12 protein-coding genes, 2 tRNA genes, 3 rRNA genes and 1 other RNA gene are annotated in these 19,921 nt (G+C 51.2%); 12 read left to right on the forward strand and 6 right to left on the reverse strand.

Going from position 1 to position 19,921, the window contains the following annotated elements; genetic code table 11:
• Positions 1–260: 260 nt before the first annotated feature.
• The 6 genes from tyrS to rrf all read left to right on the forward strand — a co-directional run bounded on the left by tyrS (position 261) and on the right by rrf (position 6,942).
• Complete coding sequence (gene tyrS, locus L3K52_08595; GenBank protein ID UOG93770.1) at positions 261–1,460, forward strand: tyrosine--tRNA ligase; 1,200 nt, start codon at positions 261–263, stop codon at positions 1,458–1,460.
• 348 nt (positions 1,461–1,808) lie between these two features.
• Positions 1,809–3,297, forward strand: a 16S ribosomal RNA gene (locus L3K52_08600).
• Between the two features lie 87 nt (positions 3,298–3,384).
• Positions 3,385–3,461 (forward strand) — tRNA-Ile (locus L3K52_08605).
• A gap of 23 nt (positions 3,462–3,484) precedes the next feature.
• Positions 3,485–3,560, forward strand: a tRNA-Ala gene (locus L3K52_08610).
• Positions 3,561–3,859: 299 nt separating this feature from the next.
• Positions 3,860–6,686, forward strand: a 23S ribosomal RNA gene (locus L3K52_08615).
• Positions 6,687–6,826: 140 nt separating this feature from the next.
• A 5S ribosomal RNA gene (gene rrf / locus L3K52_08620) occupies positions 6,827–6,942 on the forward strand.
• Together the 16S, 23S and 5S rRNA genes with 2 tRNA genes alongside form the textbook arrangement of a ribosomal RNA operon.
• Before the next feature lie 92 nt (positions 6,943–7,034).
• Here the strand turns inward: rrf and L3K52_08625 are convergent.
• The 6 genes from L3K52_08625 to L3K52_08650 all read right to left on the reverse strand — a co-directional run bounded on the left by L3K52_08625 (position 7,035) and on the right by L3K52_08650 (position 14,758).
• Entirely contained in the window at positions 7,035–7,823 is a 789-nt protein-coding gene (locus L3K52_08625) for a response regulator (GenBank protein UOG93771.1), read from the reverse strand.
• Between the two features lie 16 nt (positions 7,824–7,839).
• Positions 7,840–10,734 (reverse strand): response regulator, encoded by a 2,895-nt coding sequence (locus tag L3K52_08630; GenBank protein ID UOG93772.1) that lies wholly within the window; start codon positions 10,732–10,734, stop codon positions 7,840–7,842.
• Positions 10,735–10,737: 3 nt separating this feature from the next.
• Positions 10,738–12,567, reverse strand: coding sequence for a methyl-accepting chemotaxis protein (locus L3K52_08635; protein UOG93773.1), 1,830 nt, complete (start codon positions 12,565–12,567; stop codon positions 10,738–10,740).
• Between the two features lie 15 nt (positions 12,568–12,582).
• Complete coding sequence (locus L3K52_08640) at positions 12,583–13,851, reverse strand: ABC transporter substrate-binding protein (GenBank protein UOG93774.1); 1,269 nt, start codon at positions 13,849–13,851, stop codon at positions 12,583–12,585.
• 32 nt (positions 13,852–13,883) lie between these two features.
• Entirely contained in the window at positions 13,884–14,330 is a 447-nt protein-coding gene (locus L3K52_08645) for a chemotaxis protein CheW (protein UOG93775.1), read from the reverse strand.
• 65 nt (positions 14,331–14,395) lie between these two features.
• On the reverse strand, positions 14,396–14,758 hold the full coding sequence (locus L3K52_08650; GenBank protein ID UOG93776.1) for a response regulator: 363 nt from the start codon (positions 14,756–14,758) through the stop codon (positions 14,396–14,398).
• Between the two features lie 182 nt (positions 14,759–14,940).
• Between L3K52_08650 and ffs the strand changes: the two genes are divergently transcribed.
• The 6 genes from ffs (at position 14,941) to L3K52_08680 (ending at position 19,752) form a co-directional block, all read left to right on the forward strand.
• Positions 14,941–15,037, forward strand: an RNA gene (gene ffs, locus L3K52_08655) — signal recognition particle sRNA small type.
• A 33-nt stretch (positions 15,038–15,070) separates the two neighbouring features.
• Complete coding sequence (dnaX, locus tag L3K52_08660; GenBank protein ID UOG93777.1) at positions 15,071–16,606, forward strand: DNA polymerase III subunit gamma/tau; 1,536 nt, start codon at positions 15,071–15,073, stop codon at positions 16,604–16,606.
• Between the two features lie 48 nt (positions 16,607–16,654).
• A complete protein-coding gene (locus L3K52_08665; protein ID UOG93985.1) occupies positions 16,655–16,981 on the forward strand; it encodes a YbaB/EbfC family nucleoid-associated protein in 327 nt (108 codons plus the stop codon).
• 2 nt (positions 16,982–16,983) lie between these two features.
• Positions 16,984–17,580 carry a recombination mediator RecR gene (gene recR / locus L3K52_08670; protein ID UOG93778.1) on the forward strand — a complete coding sequence of 199 codons (597 nt, stop codon included), beginning with the start codon at positions 16,984–16,986 and terminating at the stop codon, positions 17,578–17,580.
• Positions 17,580–17,924 (forward strand): histidine triad nucleotide-binding protein, encoded by a 345-nt coding sequence (locus L3K52_08675; GenBank protein UOG93779.1) that lies wholly within the window; start codon positions 17,580–17,582, stop codon positions 17,922–17,924. Before recR ends, L3K52_08675 begins: the two co-directional genes overlap by 1 nt.
• Positions 17,925–17,973: 49 nt before the next feature.
• Complete coding sequence (locus L3K52_08680) at positions 17,974–19,752, forward strand: hypothetical protein (protein ID UOG93780.1); 1,779 nt, start codon at positions 17,974–17,976, stop codon at positions 19,750–19,752.
• Positions 19,753–19,921: the final 169 nt, after the last annotated feature.

Here is a 19,921-nt window from a genome sequence, read left to right on the forward strand (position 1 = left end):
TGACAAGGGTTTTCACTCCATACTTGTTATCAAATGGTGTGTTTCTGTATGTTTTTCATACAGAAACCTGCAAGTGAAGCAGAGGTTAGCGAGTATGTACTGAATCATTCCTGAACTCAATAGAGGTTGACTCACCACGCTTATCAGCCAAAAATGCTGACACTCTCTAGGCTTGCTTGACCTTGCACCTGAGAAAACTGATAAACTTACTTTCCTATGTAGATCAAAATTAAAGAATTGTCAATTCTGGAGCATGTTAAATGGATGATGTTGCTGACCTGATGCAAGAGCTGGTGCGTGGCTGCGAAGAGGTACTGGTCGAAGCCGAATTGGTGGCGAAACTTAAAAAAGGTAAGCCACTCAGAATAAAAGCGGGTTTCGATCCGACTGCGCCTGATCTGCATCTGGGGCATACCGTGCTCATTAATAAGATGAGACAGTTTCAGGACGCTGGACACCAGATTTTATTTCTGATCGGTGATTTTACCGGGATGATCGGCGATCCGACGGGCAAATCCGCCACGCGACCTGCTTTGACAGCCGAACAAGTACAACAAAACGCGGTGACGTATCAGGAGCAAATTTTCAAGATTCTTGATCCTGATAAAACAGAGATTATGTTTAATTCAACGTGGATGAATCAGTTGGGAAGTGCAGGGCTGATTCAGTTGGCGGCAAAGCATACTGTGGCACGGATGTTAGAGCGCGATGATTTCACAAAACGCTATAAGTCAGGGCAGCCAATTGCCATCCATGAGTTTTTGTATCCATTGGTGCAAGGTTACGATTCCGTGGCGATGAAGGCCGATGTGGAACTGGGTGGCACGGATCAAAAATTTAATTTGCTAGTCGGGCGTGAATTACAACGTCAATACGGGCAGGAACAGCAGGTGGTGATGACCATGCCATTGCTCGAAGGCTTGGATGGCGTTAATAAAATGTCTAAGTCGTTGGGTAACTACATTGGTATTACTGACGCGCCTAACGATATGTTTGGCAAGATCATGTCGATTTCGGATGAGCTGATGTGGCGGTACTTTGAATTATTGAGTTTCCGCCCACTGCCTGAGCTGAAGCGTTTCAAGCAGGATGTGGAGCAGGGAGCGAACCCGCGTGACCTCAAATTCCTGTTGGCGGAAGAGCTGATTGCGCGTTTCCATAGTCAGGCGGCGGCAGTCGGGGCGCGTGAAGACTTTATCGCACGTTTCCAGAAAGGTGCGATGCCGGATGAAATGGACGAAATTAGCCTGATTGCCGAAGGCGTGGGAATGCCAATTGCTTCATTATTGAAAGCGGCGGGCTTAATTGGCAGTACGTCGGATGCGTTGCGGATGATTCAACAAGGTGGCGTGAAAGTCGATGGCATCAAGGTTGAAGACCGTAATCTTTTGATTGAAAAGGGAATCACGGCAGTCTTCCAGGTGGGCAAGCGTAAGTTCGCTAAAATAACCTTGGTATAATGTAAAAAAGCAGTTGACGGCCTCAGAGCGGTCTGTATAATGCGCATCTCACTCAGGGCGGAAACGCTCTGAAACAAAAGCAGAATCAATGACTTAGGTAATTATTGTGTTTTTGGAATCGAAAAAGAGTTTTGAAAAAGTGCTTGACACGACAATCGAAACGCTTTAAGATTCGCCCCTCGCTGCTTAGAGAGCAGTGCGCAGATTAACAAAAGAAGCCAGAAAACTTGTGTGGGGGCTTGTGATTGTGTCGAGAGGCATAAGAAGCAAGCAACCATTGAGTTCACGTTAATATATTTTATACGTAATTTCGATGGATTTGCTCTTCAATTTCAAACGATAAAGATTGAACTGAAGAGTTTGATCCTGGCTCAGATTGAACGCTGGCGGTATGCTTAAGACATGCAAGTCGAACGGAATCTTCGGATTTAGTGGCGGACGGGTGAGTAACACGTGGGAATCTACTGAGTAGTGGGGGACAGCCCGGCGAAAGCCGGATTAATACCGCATACGCCCTACGGGGGAAAGGCGCAAGCCGCTATTTAATGAGCCCGCGTAAGATTAGCTAGTTGGTAAGGTAAAGGCTTACCAAGGCGACGATCTTTAGCTGGTCTGAGAGGATGGCCAGCCACATCGGGACTGAGACACGGCCCGGACTCCTACGGGAGGCAGCAGTCGGGAATATTGGACAATGGGCGCAAGCCTGATCCAGCAATACCGCGTGTGTGAAGAAGGCCTGCGGGTTGTAAAGCACTTTCAGTTGGGAAGATAATGACGTTACCAACAGAAGAAGCACCGGCTAACTCCGTGCCAGCAGCCGCGGTAATACGGAGGGTGCAAGCGTTAATCGGAATTACTGGGCGTAAAGCGTGCGTAGGCGGTTTATTAAGTCAGATGTGAAATCCCCGGGCTCAACCTGGGAACTGCATCTGATACTGGTAGACTAGAGTGTGGGAGAGGAGAGTGGAATTTCCGGTGTAGCGGTGAAATGCATAGAGATCGGAAGGAACATCAGTGGCGAAGGCGACTCTCTGGACCAACACTGACGCTGAGGCACGAAAGCGTGGGTAGCAAACAGGATTAGATACCCTGGTAGTCCACGCCGTAAACGATGTCAACTAGCCGTCAGGCTCGCTTTAGAGTTTGGTGGTGGAGCTAACGTATTAAGTTGACCGCCTGGGGAGTACGCTCGCAAGAGTAAAACTCAAAGGAATTGACGGGGGCCCGCACAAGCGGTGGAGCATGTGGTTTAATTCGATGCAACGCGAAGAACCTTACCTGGTCTTGACATGTAGTGAACTTAGCAGAAATGTTTTGGTGCCTTCGGGAACACTAACACAGGTGCTGCACGGCTGTCGTCAGCTCGTGTCGTGAGATGTTGGGTTAAGTCCCGCAACGAGCGCAACCCCTATCCCTAGTTGCCAGCACGTAAAGGTGGGAACTCTAAGGAGACTGCCGGTGACAAACCGGAGGAAGGTGGGGATGACGTCAAGTCATCATGGCCCTTATGACCAGGGCTACACACGTGCTACAATGGGTGGTACAGAGGGAAGCGATACCGCGAGGTGGAGCAAATCCCAGAAAGCCATCCGTAGTCCGGATCGGAGTCTGCAACTCGACTCCGTGAAGTCGGAATCGCTAGTAATCGCGAATCAGCATGTCGCGGTGAATACGTTCCCGGGCCTTGTACACACCGCCCGTCACACCATGGGAGTTTGTTGCACCAGAAGCAGGTAGTCTAACCGAAAGGAGGGCGCTTGCCACGGTGTGGCCGATGACTGGGGTGAAGTCGTAACAAGGTAGCCGTAGGGGAACCTGCGGCTGGATCACCTCCTTTACGAGAAACGTCACTCACACGAACACAAGTTCCCACACAAGTAGTCTGGCAGACCGCATTTATTGCAAGTGCTCTAGTACCGAACACGGGTCTATAGCTCAGTTGGTTAGAGCGCACCCCTGATAAGGGTGAGGCCGGTGGTTCGAGTCCACCTAGACCCACCACTCTTGCATCGCAAAAGGTTCATGGGGCCATAGCTCAGCTGGGAGAGCGCCTGCCTTGCACGCAGGAGGTCGTCGGTTCGATCCCGTCTGGCTCCACCACTTTCTGATTCCCCCCGAATCGAAAGGCATTGCAATAAATGTACACAACCACGGTAACTTCAGAAGTCACCGCAAAGCAAACCCTCCTTCATCATACCATGAAGCAGCCGTTTATTTTGCACTGGCTTTTGTCAGTTCAACCTAAGTAGATAGGTCGTTCTTTAACAAAATGGAAAAATATCAAGGCGAAATGTATAACTGAGAAGATTATATATCTCAAGATTGATCGTTACGAGATTATAGACACTCTGTAACCCAAGTTTACTGCACAAAAGGTAGTAGACTGTTTCGGGTTATAGGATCAAGTGACTAAGCGTACACGGTGGATGCCTTGGCAGTCAGAGGCGATGAAGGACGTTATAGCATGCGATAAGCTACGGTTAGCCTGCAAATTGGCATTGACCCGTAGATTTCCGAATGGGGAAACCCACCACTTTTGTGGTATTCCGAAAGGAAGGCGAACGCAGGGAACTGAAACATCTAAGTACCTGTAGGAAAAGAAATCAACCGAGATTCCCCCAGTAGCGGCGAGCGAACGGGGAGCAGCCGAATCTTTTAGTGTTAGTGGAATGGTATGGAAAGGCCAGCGATACCGGGTGATAGCCCCGTACACGAAAATGCTTTAAGGACACATTAAGTAGGGCGGGACACGTGAAATCCTGTCTGAAGATGGGGGGACCATCCTCCAAGGCTAAATACTCCTGACTGACCGATAGTGAACCAGTACCGTGAGGGAAAGGCGAAAAGAACCCTGGTGAAGGGAGTGAAATAGAACCTGAAACCGTGTACGTACAAGCAGTGGGAGCCCTACGGGGTGACTGCGTACCTTTTGTATAATGGGTCAGCGACTTACTTTCAGTGGCAAGCTTAACCGATAGGGGAGGCGTAGCGAAAGCGAGTCTGAACAGGGCGTTCAGTCGCTGGGAGTAGACCCGAAACCGAGCGATCTATCCATGGCCAGGTTGAAGGTGCCGTAACAGGTACTGGAGGACCGAACCCACTCCCGTTGAAAAGGTAGGGGATGAGCTGTGGATAGGAGTGAAAGGCTAATCAAGCTCGGAGATAGCTGGTTCTCCTCGAAAGCTATTTAGGTAGCGCCTCGTGTATCACTCCTAGGGGTAGAGCACTGTTATGGCTAGGGGGCCCTGACCGGCTTACCAACCCATTGCAAACTCCGAATACTAGGAAGTGCGAGCACGGGAGACAGACAGCGGGTGCTAACGTCCGTTGTCAAAAGGGAAACAACCCAGACCGCCAGCTAAGGTCCCCAAGTTGTGGCTCAGTGGGAAACGATGTGGGAAGGCACAGACAGCCAGGAGGTTGGCTTAGAAGCAGCCATCCTTTAAAGAAAGCGTAATAGCTCACTGGTCGAGTCGGCCTGCGCGGAAGATTCAACGGGGCTTAAGCCACACACCGAAGCTGCGGACTTGCGTAAGCAAGTGGTAGAGGAGCGTTCTGTACGCCTGTGAAGGTGAACTGGAAAGTTTGCTGGAGGTATCAGAAGTGCGAATGCTGACATAAGTAACGACAAGACGGGTGAAAAACCCGTCCGCCGAAAGCCCAAGGTTTCCTGCGCAACGTTAATCGGCGCAGGGTTAGTCGGCCCCTAAGGCGAGGCAGAAATGCGTAGTCGATGGGAAACAGGTCAATATTCCTGTACTAATTTATACTGCGATGGGGGGACGGAGAAGGCTAGGACAGCAACCTATTGGATGGTTGTTTAAGCGTTTAGGCAGAGATCTTAGGCAAATCCGGGATCTTAATGCTGAGGCGTGACGACGAGGTACCACGGTACTGAAGTGTTCGATGCCATGCTTCCAAGAAAAGCCTCTAAGCTTCAGGTATAAATTAACCGTACCCCAAACCGACACAGGTGGGCTGGATGAGAATTCCAAGGCGCTTGAGAGAACTCGGATGAAGGAACTAGGCAAAATGGTACCGTAACTTCGGGAGAAGGTACGCCCGCGCAAGCGGGCCGCAGAGACCAGGCCGCTGCGACTGTTTATCAAAAACACAGCACTCTGCAAACTCGAAAGAGGACGTATAGGGTGTGACGCCTGCCCGGTGCCGGAAGGTTAATTGATGGGGTTAGCGCAAGCGAAGCTCTTGATCGAAGCCCCGGTAAACGGCGGCCGTAACTATAACGGTCCTAAGGTAGCGAAATTCCTTGTCGGGTAAGTTCCGACCTGCACGAATGGCGTAACGATGGCGGCACTGTCTCCATCCGAGACTCAGTGAAATTGAAATCGCTGTGAAGATGCAGTGTACCCGCGGCTAGACGGAAAGACCCCGTGAACCTTTACTATAGCTTTGTATTGAACTTTGAACCTACTTGTGTAGGATAGGTGGGAGACTATGAAACCGGAACGCCAGTTCTGGTGGAGTCGTCCTTGAAATACCACCCTGGTATGTTCGGAGTTCTAACCCAGGCATCACAATGCCGGGGACAATACATGGTGGGTAGTTTGACTGGGGCGGTCTCCTCCTAAAGAGTAACGGAGGAGCGCGAAGGTGTGCTAATCACGGTCGGAAATCGTGAGGTTTGTGTAAAGGCATAAGCACGCTTGACTGCGAGACAGACAAGTCGAGCAGGTACGAAAGTAGGTCTTAGTGATCCGGTGGCTCTGAATGGAAGGGCCATCGCTCAACGGATAAAAGGTACTCCGGGGATAACAGGCTGATTCCTCCCAAGAGTCCATATCGACGGGGGAGTTTGGCACCTCGATGTCGGCTCATCACATCCTGGGGCTGAAGCAGGTCCCAAGGGTATGGCTGTTCGCCATTTAAAGTGGTACGCGAGCTGGGTTCAGAACGTCGTGAGACAGTTCGGTCCCTATCTGCCGTGGGCGTTGGAGATTTGAGGGAAGCTGACCTTAGTACGAGAGGACCGGGTTGGACGAACCTCTGGTGTTCCTGTTGTCACGCCAGTGGCATTGCAGGGTAGCTATGTTCGGACGGGATAACCGCTGAAAGCATCTAAGCGGGAAGCCCCTCCCAAGATGAGATCTCCCTGACCCCTTGAGGGTCCTAAAGGGCCGTTGGAGACTACGACGTTGATAGGCTGGGTGTGGAAGTGCAGTAATGTATGCAGCTAACCAGTACTAATTGCCCGTGAGGCTTGATCCTATAACCCAAAACGGTCTACTAGAGATATATACATCGAAGACAGGCAACTGTCAGACCTCAGTATTGCGTATCACTTGATATTTTTCCAGATTAGGTCGAGAAGGCTGCCTAGGCATTCCCTTCCCAACCTTGCCAGTTTGCTTGGTGTCCATAGAGCTGTGGAACCACCTGATCCCATCCCGAACTCAGAAGTGAAACGCAGCATCGCCGATGGTAGTGTGGGGTCTCCCCATGTGAGAGTAGGTCAACGCCAAGCATCATTCCTAAAAGCCCCGTTAACGGTTTCCGTTGCGGGGCTTTTTTTATGCCTGTGATTTGTGAAATACGATACCATAAAAAATGCCCGCTTCAGCGGGCAAAGTTTGTGAGCCATTTAGACACACGTTTTAATGTCTGTTGAAACTGTTCATGTTGAACGGGTTTGGTCAAGTATGTGGATGCGCCAGCAATAACTCCTTGAACTTCATCCAATGGCGAGGTTTTGCCACTTAGCATGATGATTGGGGTTTTTTTCATGGTTTTGCTAGAACGCATTTTGCGGCAGACTTCGTAGCCATCAATACCGGGCATAATGACATCCAAGAATACCAAGTCATACTGCTTTTGCGCTGACTTTTCCAAAGCCTCTTCACCTGTTTCCGCAAATTCTGCTGCAATATTGGCGTGACGTAGCTCCAGCTCTAACTGTTTGCGAATGGCTGCACTATCGTCGACGACGAGTGCGGTATAATGGTAAGTTTCTACTGGTTCAGTCCCATTTTCTGGCACAACCACTGTTGGAGCGGGTATTTCCTGTACGAGTATTTCTGGAGTTGCTTCGGTAATCGCGGGGCGTGACTTAAGTAATTGTGCGGCATCATCAAGAGCTCGCATAACACGAGTCACTAATAGTGGGCGCTGCAATAAAATGTCATACGGTAGATCCGATTCACCAATACGGATATGCACAGCGGCACTGTTAGGTAGCTCTACTTCATCCAATGTGATTACAATTTCAGAATACGTGATGTTGGGTTGCAAGTTGTAATGTTTGCCCTGCGAAGCCCCGAATGTGACAACACGTTGAATAACTGTCTGATCTTTCTCGGGAAGCTCAAATAAACAAATGCCGATTGTTTCTTTTGTTGTGATAAGCATGGGGTTCTCTCTTTAGTCAGGCCACAAGTTGTGTTTGCAGCCAGCGCTGTAATTGTTTGTGCAGGGTGTCGTAGTCAACCGGCTTAGTGAGGTAAGCATCGACTCCCGCTTGTTGTGCCATATTGCGGTGCTTTTGCGTGCCACGCGAGGTGATCATAACAATTGGCAAGTGGCGTTTTTCAGGCCAGATGCGGATGGCTTGGGTCATTTCTAAGCCATTCATGCGCGGCATTTCCAAGTCGGTCAACACCAGCTCTATCGTATGTTCATGCAAGTGTTGCAGTGCTTCGAGGCCATCAACAGCGGTCATGGCTTGATGCCCCATTTGTTCCACCATGAGGCTAAGCGACTTACGGTTGCTGAGTGAATCGTCAACGATTAGGATGCGGGCACGTTGTGCCGTTTTGTTGGTGTTGAGCGTGTCATGACTTTTTAAGGTGAGCTGACCGCTTTCCAGATGACGCAAGATGCGCAGTACGTCTAATACTGGCGCAACTGCACCATTGGCTAGAGTACAAGCACCGCTGACGCCTTGAGCTAAGTTTAGCCAAGGCGCGAGACTTTTGACCACGATGTCACGCGGTTGTTGAATTTCGTCGACATACAGCGCATAACTTTTCTGCTCACTGGCAATGATCAAGAGTGAATGGCCTTTGCGTAAGTCAGTTGCAGGTGCTTGCCAGCCGAGTAATTGCGCCAGTTGCAGCACTTCCAGCGATTGCTCTTGGTGTTGAATAAACCAGTTTTCACCTTCAAATCGGTATTGATCGATGGCAACATAAAGCAGTTGTTGAATGGTATTGCTGGGAATGGCGACTAAATGATTGCCTGCACGTACCAATAAGGCATTAGTGGCAATCAGCGTCAGCGGAACTTGGATGTGAATGGTCGTGCCTTGCCCTATTTGGCTGCTGATATGCAGCAAGCCTTGCAGGTCTTCGACAGCAGTTTGCACCACATCCATGCCCACGCCGCGCCCTGAGATATCGCTGACTTGATCGCGGGTGGTGAAGCCCGGTTGCAGGATCAGGCGTAAAATATCAGATTCGCTGAGTTTGCTATCCGGTTTAATCATGCCGCGTTCGATAGCCCGCGCCCGGATTTGCTCAGGGTTTAAGCCTTGCCCATCATCGCTCAAGGTGAGGTGAATCTGATTGCCTTTTTGTTCAAAACGCAGCTCAATTTGACCTTCTGGCGATTTGCCTGCGGCTTGGCGTGCTTCGGGTGTTTCGATACCGTGGTCAACTGCGTTGCGCAACATGTGCAACAGAGGGGCGTTCAGCCCTTGCAAGATGTCGGTATCCACTTGCAAGTTTTGCCCGATGATGCTGATGTTGGCTTGCTTGTCGGTGCGGCGGCACGTTTCCCGCACGGTACGTTCTAGGCGTGTGACGATGGATTGCACCGGAATGAGACGGGTGCGCAAAATGGTTTCACTGAGTTGCCGTTGCAGGCGTTGTTGCTGATAAACCTGTTCCGAAATTTGGCGAATTTGCTGTTGCAGATTGCGGGTTAATTCACGGTTATCGGCAATGGATTCGGTGAGCAAATTGGAGGCGCTGTGTAAGTCGTTATAAGCTTCCAATTCCAATTGGTCAAAACCGTCTGCCTGATTCAAGGTTGTAAAAGACTGATAAGTGGATGGCGAGTGCAAATTGCTGGATTGCTGGTCGATGGTTTCACTGAGTTCTTCTAGCATCTGGCGAATGCGTTCGTCTTGCTGTTGGAGTTGTTTGCCAAATGCCAAGGTGTGTTGTGCTTGTTCGGCAATTTGACTGGTGGAGGTGATTAATTCCCCTGCCAAGTTGAGCAAGCGTTGTACGGTTTCCAGCGGCACACTCAAATGGGTGGCGCTGCTACGCGGCACTTCGGCATTGAGCGTGTTGTTTGTGCTGGTTTCATCGTCGATGGTTAAACCCGATTGGGTGATGAAATCGGGCAGAATCAGCGGTGTTGACGGCAACAGTTCGGAAACATCAGGCTCGGCGGCTTCTGTTGGTGTTGCTTCGGCAAGGCGTAATTCCCACGCATCCATTTCTGCAAGCAAGCTGTGGTATTCGTCCGGCAGCGGTTTGTGTTCTTGCAAATGGTCGAACAGGGTTTCGAGGCAATCAGCGCAAGCGGCTAAGGTTGCGCCTAGACCATTGGATAAATGCGGGTTAATGTCGAGTTCGAGAATATCTTCCAATCGATGTGTGAAGGCAGCAATCGCCTTGACACCGACGACGCCACTGGCTCCTTTGACCGTATGCGCCAGACGTGCCGCATGACGTTTTTGTTCTGAGGTATTGTCACCTTGGGAAATCAGGTGAATCAAGCGGGCGGCTTCGGCGATTTGCCCCGGCGTTTCTTGTAAATAGGCTTCCAATAATTCGGGGTGAATGTCAGCATCCCAAGCCAGTGGATTTTGTGCGATGGCGTTGCTTGGTATCGTTGCATCAATAGCCATAACCGTGGCGACGGTTTCTTCTTCAACAGGCGCTGGTTGCAGGGTATTAACGCGCAAATTAACTAGCAAGTTTTCCAAAATATCCGGCGTGGGCGGTTCTGGCCAAGCCTCATTCATTAACTCTGCGGCAATTGCAGGCAAATGCGAGTGATCTTCTGGCTCGCGCAGGGCAAAAGCACCCAGTTCGATCCAGCCGAACAATTGCCCGCCTTGCAGCAATTCGAGGATGGCTTCCGGTAACATTTCCTGATAGCTAAGCAGCAGATCGTGTATCCACTCTGCGGTTTGTGCCACACCCGCCATGCCGTACTGACGGGCAGCTTCAGACAAGCGTTGGTATTCGGCAACTATGGTGGCAGCAGTCGCGGCAATTTCTGCTGGCTCTTCCGCAAGCGGATTGAGGCTGGAGAGTTGCAGGGCAACATCTTCCAGTACTTCGGCAAAGGCGCTGACATCATCCATGGCTTACGCATCCAGTTTGAAAACGTTAACCGATTTCACCAGACGTTGCCCGTATTCCGCCATGTTCTTGGTCAATCCGGTGAGGGAGAGCAGTTCTTTACCCGTGGATTGCGTGGCTTCCACGATGCGTTCCGCGCGGGTTTGCAGCGATTTACTGATGGCGACCTGTTCGGCTGAAGATTCAGCAATTTTTTCGACCGAAGCAACCAGTTGGTTAGTCGCCTCAAGCGTGGCTTGCATTTGTTGTGCGGCTTCGCTGGCCAGTGTTGAGCCGTTGACTACTTGCGCGATGGTGTTATCCATCGTGGCGATGGTGGTGTTGGCTTCTTGTTGAATATTGCGAACCAAGGTGGAAATCTGGTTGGTGGAATCCCGCGAGCTTTCCGCCAAACGTTGGATTTCTTCGGCGATCATCGAGAACCCGCGTCCGGCGTCACCCGCAGCCGTGGCCTGCATACTGGCGTTGAGTGCCAGTACGGTAGTGCGTTCGGAGAGGTTGTTGATGAAGTCGATGATTTGGCTGATTTCCTGGGAACGTTCACCGAGGCGTTTCAAGCGTTTGCCGGTTTCTTGCACGGTATCACGGATATTGGTGATGTTTTCCATACTGCGCGATACGGCTTGTTGCGCGTTACGGGTGGTGCTGGAGGTGGTGTCCGCAACCTGATTAGCGTGCTGCGCAAAAGCGGCAATGCTATCCAAACGTTGTAAAATATTGCCCAATTGCGCGGTGGTTTCTTCCGCTTCAGATTGTTCCAATTGTGCCAGTTTGTTGACCGATAGCGCGTAATGATTAACGTCTTGCGAAGTGGTCTCGACCGACGTGGCGACGTCGCGTACTTGTTTAAGGACGTCGGCGGTGTCTTCGGCAAGCTGGTTAATCGCATCCGCCAGCGGGCCGGTTGCGTCTTCGGTAACTTTGGCGCGAACAGTCAGATCGCGTTCGCTTAGGTCAAATACCGCATTCAACAATGAACCCACTGATTGGTTAAGCTGTTGGTTTTCTTGGTCGATACGCGCTTGGGTGGTGATACGGTCTTCGATCATTTGGTCGAAGTTTTGTCCGAGTTCGGCTAATTCGTTTTTGCCTTCAAGTTCTACACGGGCATTCAAATCACCTTCGGAAATTTTACGCATGGTGCTAATGAGCTGTTCAATCGAATCCGCAATGGATTTGTAAATAAAGAAGCCTAACGCAGCAGCAATCAATGTTCCGAACAAAATCAGGGCGATACTGGTAATCAAAAAGATACCAACATTGTTTTGTGCACTGACGAAGGCTTCTTCTACTTGCTTGATGTCACGCTCTATTTCGTCGTGAAGGTCGTCACGCAGCGGTCCGGTATCGGTGTTGATGTCGTTTTGCAGGTACAGTTCCAGCTTGCCTCGGTCTTCGGTTTTAAGCAGTTCGCTAACTTTGTCGATGGCAGCGAGTAAGTTATCGGCTTCTTTAAAAACTTTCAGGGTTTGCGCATCTTGCATACTTGCCGCTTTCACGGTTTTATAATTGGGCAAAATGCTGCTGCTGAGGTCAGCTTTGAGCTTGTCCATGGTTTTGCGCCCGTCGTCCCAAGTGCGGCTACCGATTTGAACTTCGTGCAGCAGAACCGCGTAATCGCGTTGCATTCGGCGAATAACTTTGTTGCCTTTGTCGATCGCCACTACGCGGAGGTTGATGTCTTCCAGTGCGGAGCGGTTTTGGTTCAACGCGATAATGGCGAAAATACCTGTGATGAATAGAATGGCTAATGGAACCAGAATCAGTGCATAAATGCGGCGAGCAACGGATAAGTTGCTCAGAAAACTGGCGCGTTTCTTTGCCGGAGTGACCATAGTAATCTGCCTCGCTTAATCTTTCGTTGGTGATTTTTGTTGTTGGTTGAGCCAGTCACGCCAAGTGTTATCTTGCATGGCCAGCCATTTATCATTGGTGTGGCGTGTCATGACAACCAAATCAGAGCCTTGGTTGTCATTGCTAAAATCCATTGCTAAGCCGCCGAGATCAAACTGTTTGCCTCTAAACGCGGCGAGCAAATTGGCACGATTGATTGTTTTTTCATCGGTCTCCAATTGCCTCAAGCCGTGCAACAGTAATTTACCCACAATATAACCTTCTTGTGACACATAACCGTAATTTTTACCGAGTGCTGTGCGGGCTTCTTGCACAATGAGCAGGTCGCTTTCCGGCAATGGCACTACTTGGGTCATAATGATACGGTCACTCGTATTAAATTTGTTCAATGTTTTGCGGAAATCGTCGGCTCCGGTGAAGGATACCGCACTGAAGATCCACGGTTCATTTTTACTGCGTGCATACGCAATGAAGCGGGCAACCGCTTCATACGTGCCGACAGTGACCACAAGCTTGCAGGCGCTGCCTTGTTGTTCCCACGCTTTAAGCGAGTCGTAACCATCACGCGCAATGAACGTGTTACGCGTGTAAACGCCTACTGGCCCTAAATTGTTACGTTCCGGTTCGGTGCCACTTGCCGCGATGATCTTATCTAACGCGGTGAGAATAGTATCAACTCCTGAACTTTTTTGCAGGGCTGAACGAATACCGGCGACACCTGCCATGCCATAAGCGTCATTTTGCACATAAGCGCACACTTCGTTGGGCTTAACGCCTTGTTGCAGTGCTGCATCAATAACAGCTTTGGTTTCCTGCACATAGCTGGCACGGAAGTTAATAATGTCACCTTGTCCAGGGCGTAGTAAGCCCGCTCCGGTGAAGAAACCTACTGCTGGAATTTTTTGTTGCTCTAGCAACGGCAATACAACTTGCGCGGTGGGCGTGCCGACATTACCGGCAAACAACATGACTTTTTGTGCTATGAGTTTTTCGGTGGCAGCGACAGCTTTATCCGGGGTGTAAGAATCGTTTTCCACAATGATGCGAACTTTGCGCCCCGCCACGGTTTGATTGCTTAGCGCGGCTTCAATGCCTGCTTTCATGCCTGAACCTAGGCCGCTGGAATGCCCTTCCAAATCCATGACGCCGCCGATGGTGATTTCAGTGGCAGTCACGCCATCTTCAGCTTGGACATTTACAGGAATGCCAGTAAAAAACAGACTGAATAATATTGTGAATAATAGGGGTTTGTTGTTGTTTTTCATACTTAACTCCTCCTTGTTGGGTTACGGTGGGTTTAACTTCCTTGTGTACGCTGGATATGCCGCAATAATTTGCCATGGTCAGCGGCCAGTAAACGAATGCCTTGGTGGTGCAGGGTGTGGGGAATCCAACTTGGCAGGTTATCTTCTGTCTGTGGGGTCAAATCCGCAGCCATTAATTTCAGCGAGCGAGGATAGCCGTCGCACGTTAAAGCGATGGGGGGAAATTGAGGGTGCTGTATGAGTAGCAATTGCGGTTTGCCCTGATACGTTTGACCTTGCACCACTTGGTGCATATCAATGATCGGCACCAAATCACCGCGCAGGCTGATGAGTCCTGCACACCATGCCGGTGCAAAGGGCATCGGGTAATTGATTTGATCCGTCAGCACTTCTGCTCGGATCACGCTTTCCAATAGCAGCGTGTGCGTACCTATGCAATAACAAAATCGGTTTTCAACTGTATCAGCGGTTATTTCCACCTGTTTATTCCTCATTATTATCGGCTGTTGTTATTGTTTGACACATCATTGGTGATAAGACATTGTTACAATGCGGCTACTTGGGCGAGTACGTCCGCATCTGTGTAGGGTTTGACGATGTAATTGCTTGCACCCAACTTTTGCGCCCATTGCTTGTCCACGGGGTTGGATTTGCTCGATACCATAATAATGGGAATGTCTTGCGTCGCTGGGTTGCGTTTGATCGCACGGCACGCCTGATAACCGTCACCGTCATCCATAATAATATCCAACAGAATCAAATCAGGGTGCTGGCTTTCGGCTAAGATTTTCGCTTCATTGCCAGATTGCGCCGCTACCACTTGATAACCGGCGGATTCGAGAATGTGTGTAAGGTGTAGACGCTCAGTGTTGGAATCGTCAGCAATAAGAATCTTGCGGATCGTCATGGGCATTTCTCTTAAGTACACTCAACAGGGATAAATAATTACCAGCAATGTTTATAGTCAATCGTTTCCGATTAAGCAATGAAATTTCTATGAATGGCGTGGGTTTGCTGACGCTTGCGTAAATGCCTTGTTGTTAGCAGGCAATTCGTTCATAATTCCACGTTCTTCGCAATGGTGGCCTGCATGGGTTCTCCCGCGACGATAAGTGGTGAACCTTGTCAGGCCCGGAAGGGAGCAGCAACAGCTACTGATTCGGGCGCCGGGATGTGGCTGGTGCAGGCTGCCACCACTCTAAAATTCTACGAATACCTCATGAGTTATCAAGTTCTTGCACGAAAATGGCGGCCTCAAGACTTCCAGCAAATGGTGGGTCAGGCGCACGTATTGCGAGCTTTGATGAACGCCTTGGAAGGTGATGATGGCAAGCAACGGCTGCATCATGCCTATTTGTTCACTGGCACGCGCGGGGTAGGGAAGACGACGCTTGCGCGAATTTTTGCCAAATGCCTCAACTGCGAAACGGGTGTTACCGCCAAACCGTGTGGGGAATGCCGCAGTTGCCGTGAAATTGCGGAAGGCCGTCACGTTGACCTGATCGAAGTCGATGCGGCTTCCCGCACCAAGGTCGAAGATACCCGCGATTTGCTGGACAATGTGCAATACGCGCCGACCCGTGGGCGTTTCAAGATTTACCTGATCGACGAAGTTCACATGCTCTCCGGTCATAGCTTCAATGCGTTATTGAAAACGCTGGAAGAGCCGCCGCCGCACGTCAAATTCCTGTTTGCCACCACTGATCCGCAGAAATTGCCGGTCACGATTTTGTCACGCTGTCTGCAATTCAATTTGAAGCGGATGCCGGTGGATATGATCAGCGGGCATCTGGCGAATGTGCTGGAACAGGAAAATATCCCCTTCAGCGAGAGTGCGTTGCGCTTACTGGCACGAGCGGCAGATGGCAGTATGCGCGATGCGCTGAGCCTGACTGATCAGGCCATTGTTGCCGGTGGCGGGGCGGTGAGTGAAGACGAGGTGCAGGATATGCTGGGCTTGTTGCCTCACGAGCATTTACTCGCCTTGTTACAAGCCGTCGCCGATGATGATGGTGCGCGGATGTTGGCAACGGTGGAGCAAATGGCGCAACTCACCACCGATTTTACGGCGGCGGCAGATGGTTTCATTGCGTTGTTGCATAGCATAGCAGTGCAGCAAGTGGTGCCAGCCGATGCAGCGGATGCGGACATTGCGCAGATGGCGAAATTGCTGTCTCCGGCGGATGTGCAACTGTATTACCAGATGGCGTTGTATGGGCGGCGTGACTTGCCGTTAGCGCCCGATCCGCGTGGCGGGTTTGAAATGCTGCTGTTGCGAATGTTGGCGTTCCGGCTGGATGATGGCAAAACACAGGATTCGGTAAACTCGACACAGGTCGAGAAAAAAAAAATTGTAGTTGAAGCGGGGAATGACGATTGGCACACAATCTACCCCCAACTCAACCTTTCCGGCATGGCGCTGCCTCTAGCGCAACATTGTTTGCTGGAGAGCGTTACCGACGATCAAATTACGTTGTTGCTGGATGAAAGTGGCGCAACCCTGCAAAGTGAATCTGCCGAAGCGCAATTGGCAGCGGCGTTGGCAAAACATTACGGGCGTTCGCTCAAGTTAAATTTTCACGTTAGTGCCGTAAGCGAAGAAACCCCGGAAAAACGTACTCTGCGCGAAGCGGCGGAACAGCAGCAGGCAGCCGAAGCAGCGATTAACAACGATCCGTTCGTGCAGCAATTACAGGAAGCCTTTGGCGCAGTTATCGTACCGGGCAGCATCCGCCCGCGCACAAATGCCCCTTAGTGTAGTAAACTGCTACCTATTGAACACAATGAGGACATACACACCATGATGGGTAAAGCTGGAATTGGCGGCCTGATGAAGCAGGCGCAAAAAATGCAGGAAAACATGCAGAAAGCGCAGGCTGAAATTGCGGCGATGGAAGTCACGGGGCAATCCGGTGGCGGCTTGGTTTCCGTGGTGATTACCGGCAAGCACGAATGCAAGCGCGTCAACATTGACCCTAGCCTGTTTGCAGATGACAAAGACATGATCGAAGATTTGATCACTGCTGCTTTCAACGATGCTGTCCACAAACTCGAAGAAGTATCGAGCGAGCGCATGGCTGGAGTGACGGCGGGGATGCCGATGCCTCCCGGCTTTAAGATGCCGTTTTAAGCATGAGCGAATCCTCGCTGCTGAAAGAATTGGTGGATGCGTTGCGCTGCCTGCCCGGTATCGGTTCGCGCACCGCGCAGCGCATGGCGTTCCATTTGTTGGAAAATGATCGTCGCAGCGGTGAACGGCTGGCGGATGTGATGGGGCGGGCAATGCGTGACATCAAGCATTGTTCGCGTTGCCGCACCCTCACCGAACACGACACCTGCCGCATTTGCGCGAATCCGGCGCGGCAACCGCAATTGTTGTGCGTGGTGGAGCACCCCTCTGATGTGGTGGCGGTGGAACAAGCAACCGGCTATCGCGGCTACTATTTCGTGTTGGGCGGGCGCTTGTCGCCGTTGGATGGCATCGGTCCTGAAGACATCGGGCTGGATGTGTTGGAAGCGCGGTTGGATGAATGCGAAGTGCAAGAGCTGATCCTTGCCACCAACCCGACGGTGGAGGGCGAAGTCACCGCACATTACATCAGCGAACTGGCGGTGAAACGCGGCATTCCCGCGTCACGCATTGCGCACGGCGTACCGATGGGCAGCGAACTCGAATACGTCGATAGCGGCACGCTGTCCCACGCCTTTGAAGGACGGAGAAAATACTGATGAGCAACTGTTTATTCTGCCGCATTGTCGCGGGTGACATTCCGGCAAAGCTGGCGTATGAAGATGAGGATGTCATCGCGTTTTATGACATTAACCCGCAAGCGCCGCTGCATGTGCTGATTATTCCGCGCAAACACATTGCGATGATCAACGACATTCAGCCCGAAGACGCGGCATTGGTCGGCAAGTTATATTTGGCGGCGAAGAAAATTGCGGCGGATGCGGGTTACGCGGATGAAGGCTACCGCGTGGTGATGAATTGCGGGGCGGACGCGGGGCAAAGCGTGTTCCACATTCATTTGCATTTGTTGGCAGGGCGAGCGTTGAGCTGGCCGCCGGGCTAGACATTAGAGAAGATGTCGGGCTGAAGCCCGACCTACAGAAGGGCTAACCATGAAAATTCATTCAGGCATTGTTTTGTGCCTTTTTTCCCTGTGGCTTGGGGGCTGTGGGAAAGATAAACCGTCATCTGTCACCTTACCCACCGTTGATAAATTCGCGGATACCAGCACCTTGGCGCAAGCCGTGCCGCGTGAACAACGGCATTCCAACGTGCCGCAACTGGCGGATTATTGGCAGCGGGTGCAAGCGGCGTTACAAGCCGATCCGCCGATCTTGGTGTTAAACGACAAAGAATTGCCGGAAGCCAGTGCGCAACTGGCGCAAAAGCTGGCGGTCGCCAACCCCGAATTCCTCAAATTTACCCGTGATGAAAAAACTAACGCGCCGTTGCGCAATGAAATCATGACGGTGCGCAAAGCCCTGCCTGCGGATTTCAATGGCAATGCGGGGCCGTGTGCGCAGGCGGAATGCTGGCGGGTGGAGATGTATGACCATTTCCACAATGCGTCCACGATTGCGTTTGCCGATGTGAGTAAGCAGCAAGTGTTGGGGGTGAGTCGCCAGAATTACGCACAGCCGGATTTGTCGCCGCGTTTGGTGGAATTAGCCTCGGCGATTGCGGGGGCAGCACCGGAAGTGCAGGCGATTTTGCAGGATAGGAATCGCCAGCCGGATAAGAAGGATTTCAAAACCGCGTTGCAGGATTCGATGTGCGAACGTTCGCACCATTTGTGTGTTGCCCCGACCTACGTGTTTGAAAATGATGCACTGTGGGCAATCGTGGATTTGACCGACGGCAAACTGGTGGGGACGCGCTGGACGGATTTGGGCGCAAGTGGCCCGAAAACGGTGGTGACAGAGCGCAGTTTGGAAAATGAAACCACCTTCCGCAACTTCTGTGAAAAGGTGAATAGCCTGTCGCAATCGGGTTGGGACATGGATTATGTGATCACTGGCTCGGACGGTTTGCAGCTTTCCAATGTGAAATTCAACGGTAAGCAGGTGTTGAAAAACGCTAAGGTGTTGGATTGGCATGTGAGTTATTCGACGCGGGAAGGCTTCGGGTATAGCGATGCGATTGGTTGCCCGCTGTTCAGTGCGGCGGTGGTGATTGCGTACAATGGGCCCAAGGTTGAGCCGATTGTGAAAGATGGGCAGGAAGTGGGGTTTGCGGTGGTGCAGGATTTTCGTCAACCGCCCTGGCCTACGCCGTGCAATTACCGTTACGTGCAACGCTTTGAATTTTATAAGGATGGGCGTTTTCGGGTGGCGCAAGCCGATTTCGGGCGGGGGTGTGGGACGGATGGCACGTACCGTCCGGTGGTGCGGATTGATTTGGATGCAGCGGGTGCGGGTAGTGCAGATACGATTGCGGAATGGAATGGTGCTGATTGGAGCGCGTGGGACAAGGAACAATGGCGTTTGCAGGATGATGCTAAGTTTACCAACGAAGGTTATCAGTATCGGGTGACGGGGCAGGATGGTGCGGGGTTCTACGTTGAGCCGGGGCGTGGGCAGTTTGGCGATGGCGGGCGTGGCGATAAGGCGTTTACGTATTTCAGCGCGTATAAGCCGGAAGAGGGTGAGCAAGATACGGTGACGTTGGGGACGTGCTGCAATAAGGATTATCAGCAAGGGCCGGAGCATTTCATCGAGCCAGCCGAGCCGTTGCAGGGCAAGGATACCGTGCTGTGGTATGTGCCGCAGATGAAGAATGACGGTAATCCGGGTAGCGAATATTGCTGGGCAGATACGCGGGTCAAAGACGGGGTGGCAAATGTGGAAGTGTGGCCTTGCTGGTCGGGGCCGATGTTTGTGCCGGTGAAGTGATTCGGCAAAATATAGCAGGAATGGGCGTTATTTTTCTTTTACTATTGCTACTATAATGCAGGAATGGCATTTGCACCGCCATGAAGAGGGCGTATGCAATACGCCCCTACCTAGAGATCATCCCCTTGTAGGGGCGTATTGCATACGCCCTCTTCGGGAGGTTATTTCA

Origin of the sequence: Candidatus Thiothrix sulfatifontis (assembly GCA_022828425.1) — a bacterium.
GTDB lineage: Bacteria > Pseudomonadota > Gammaproteobacteria > Thiotrichales > Thiotrichaceae > Thiothrix > Thiothrix sulfatifontis.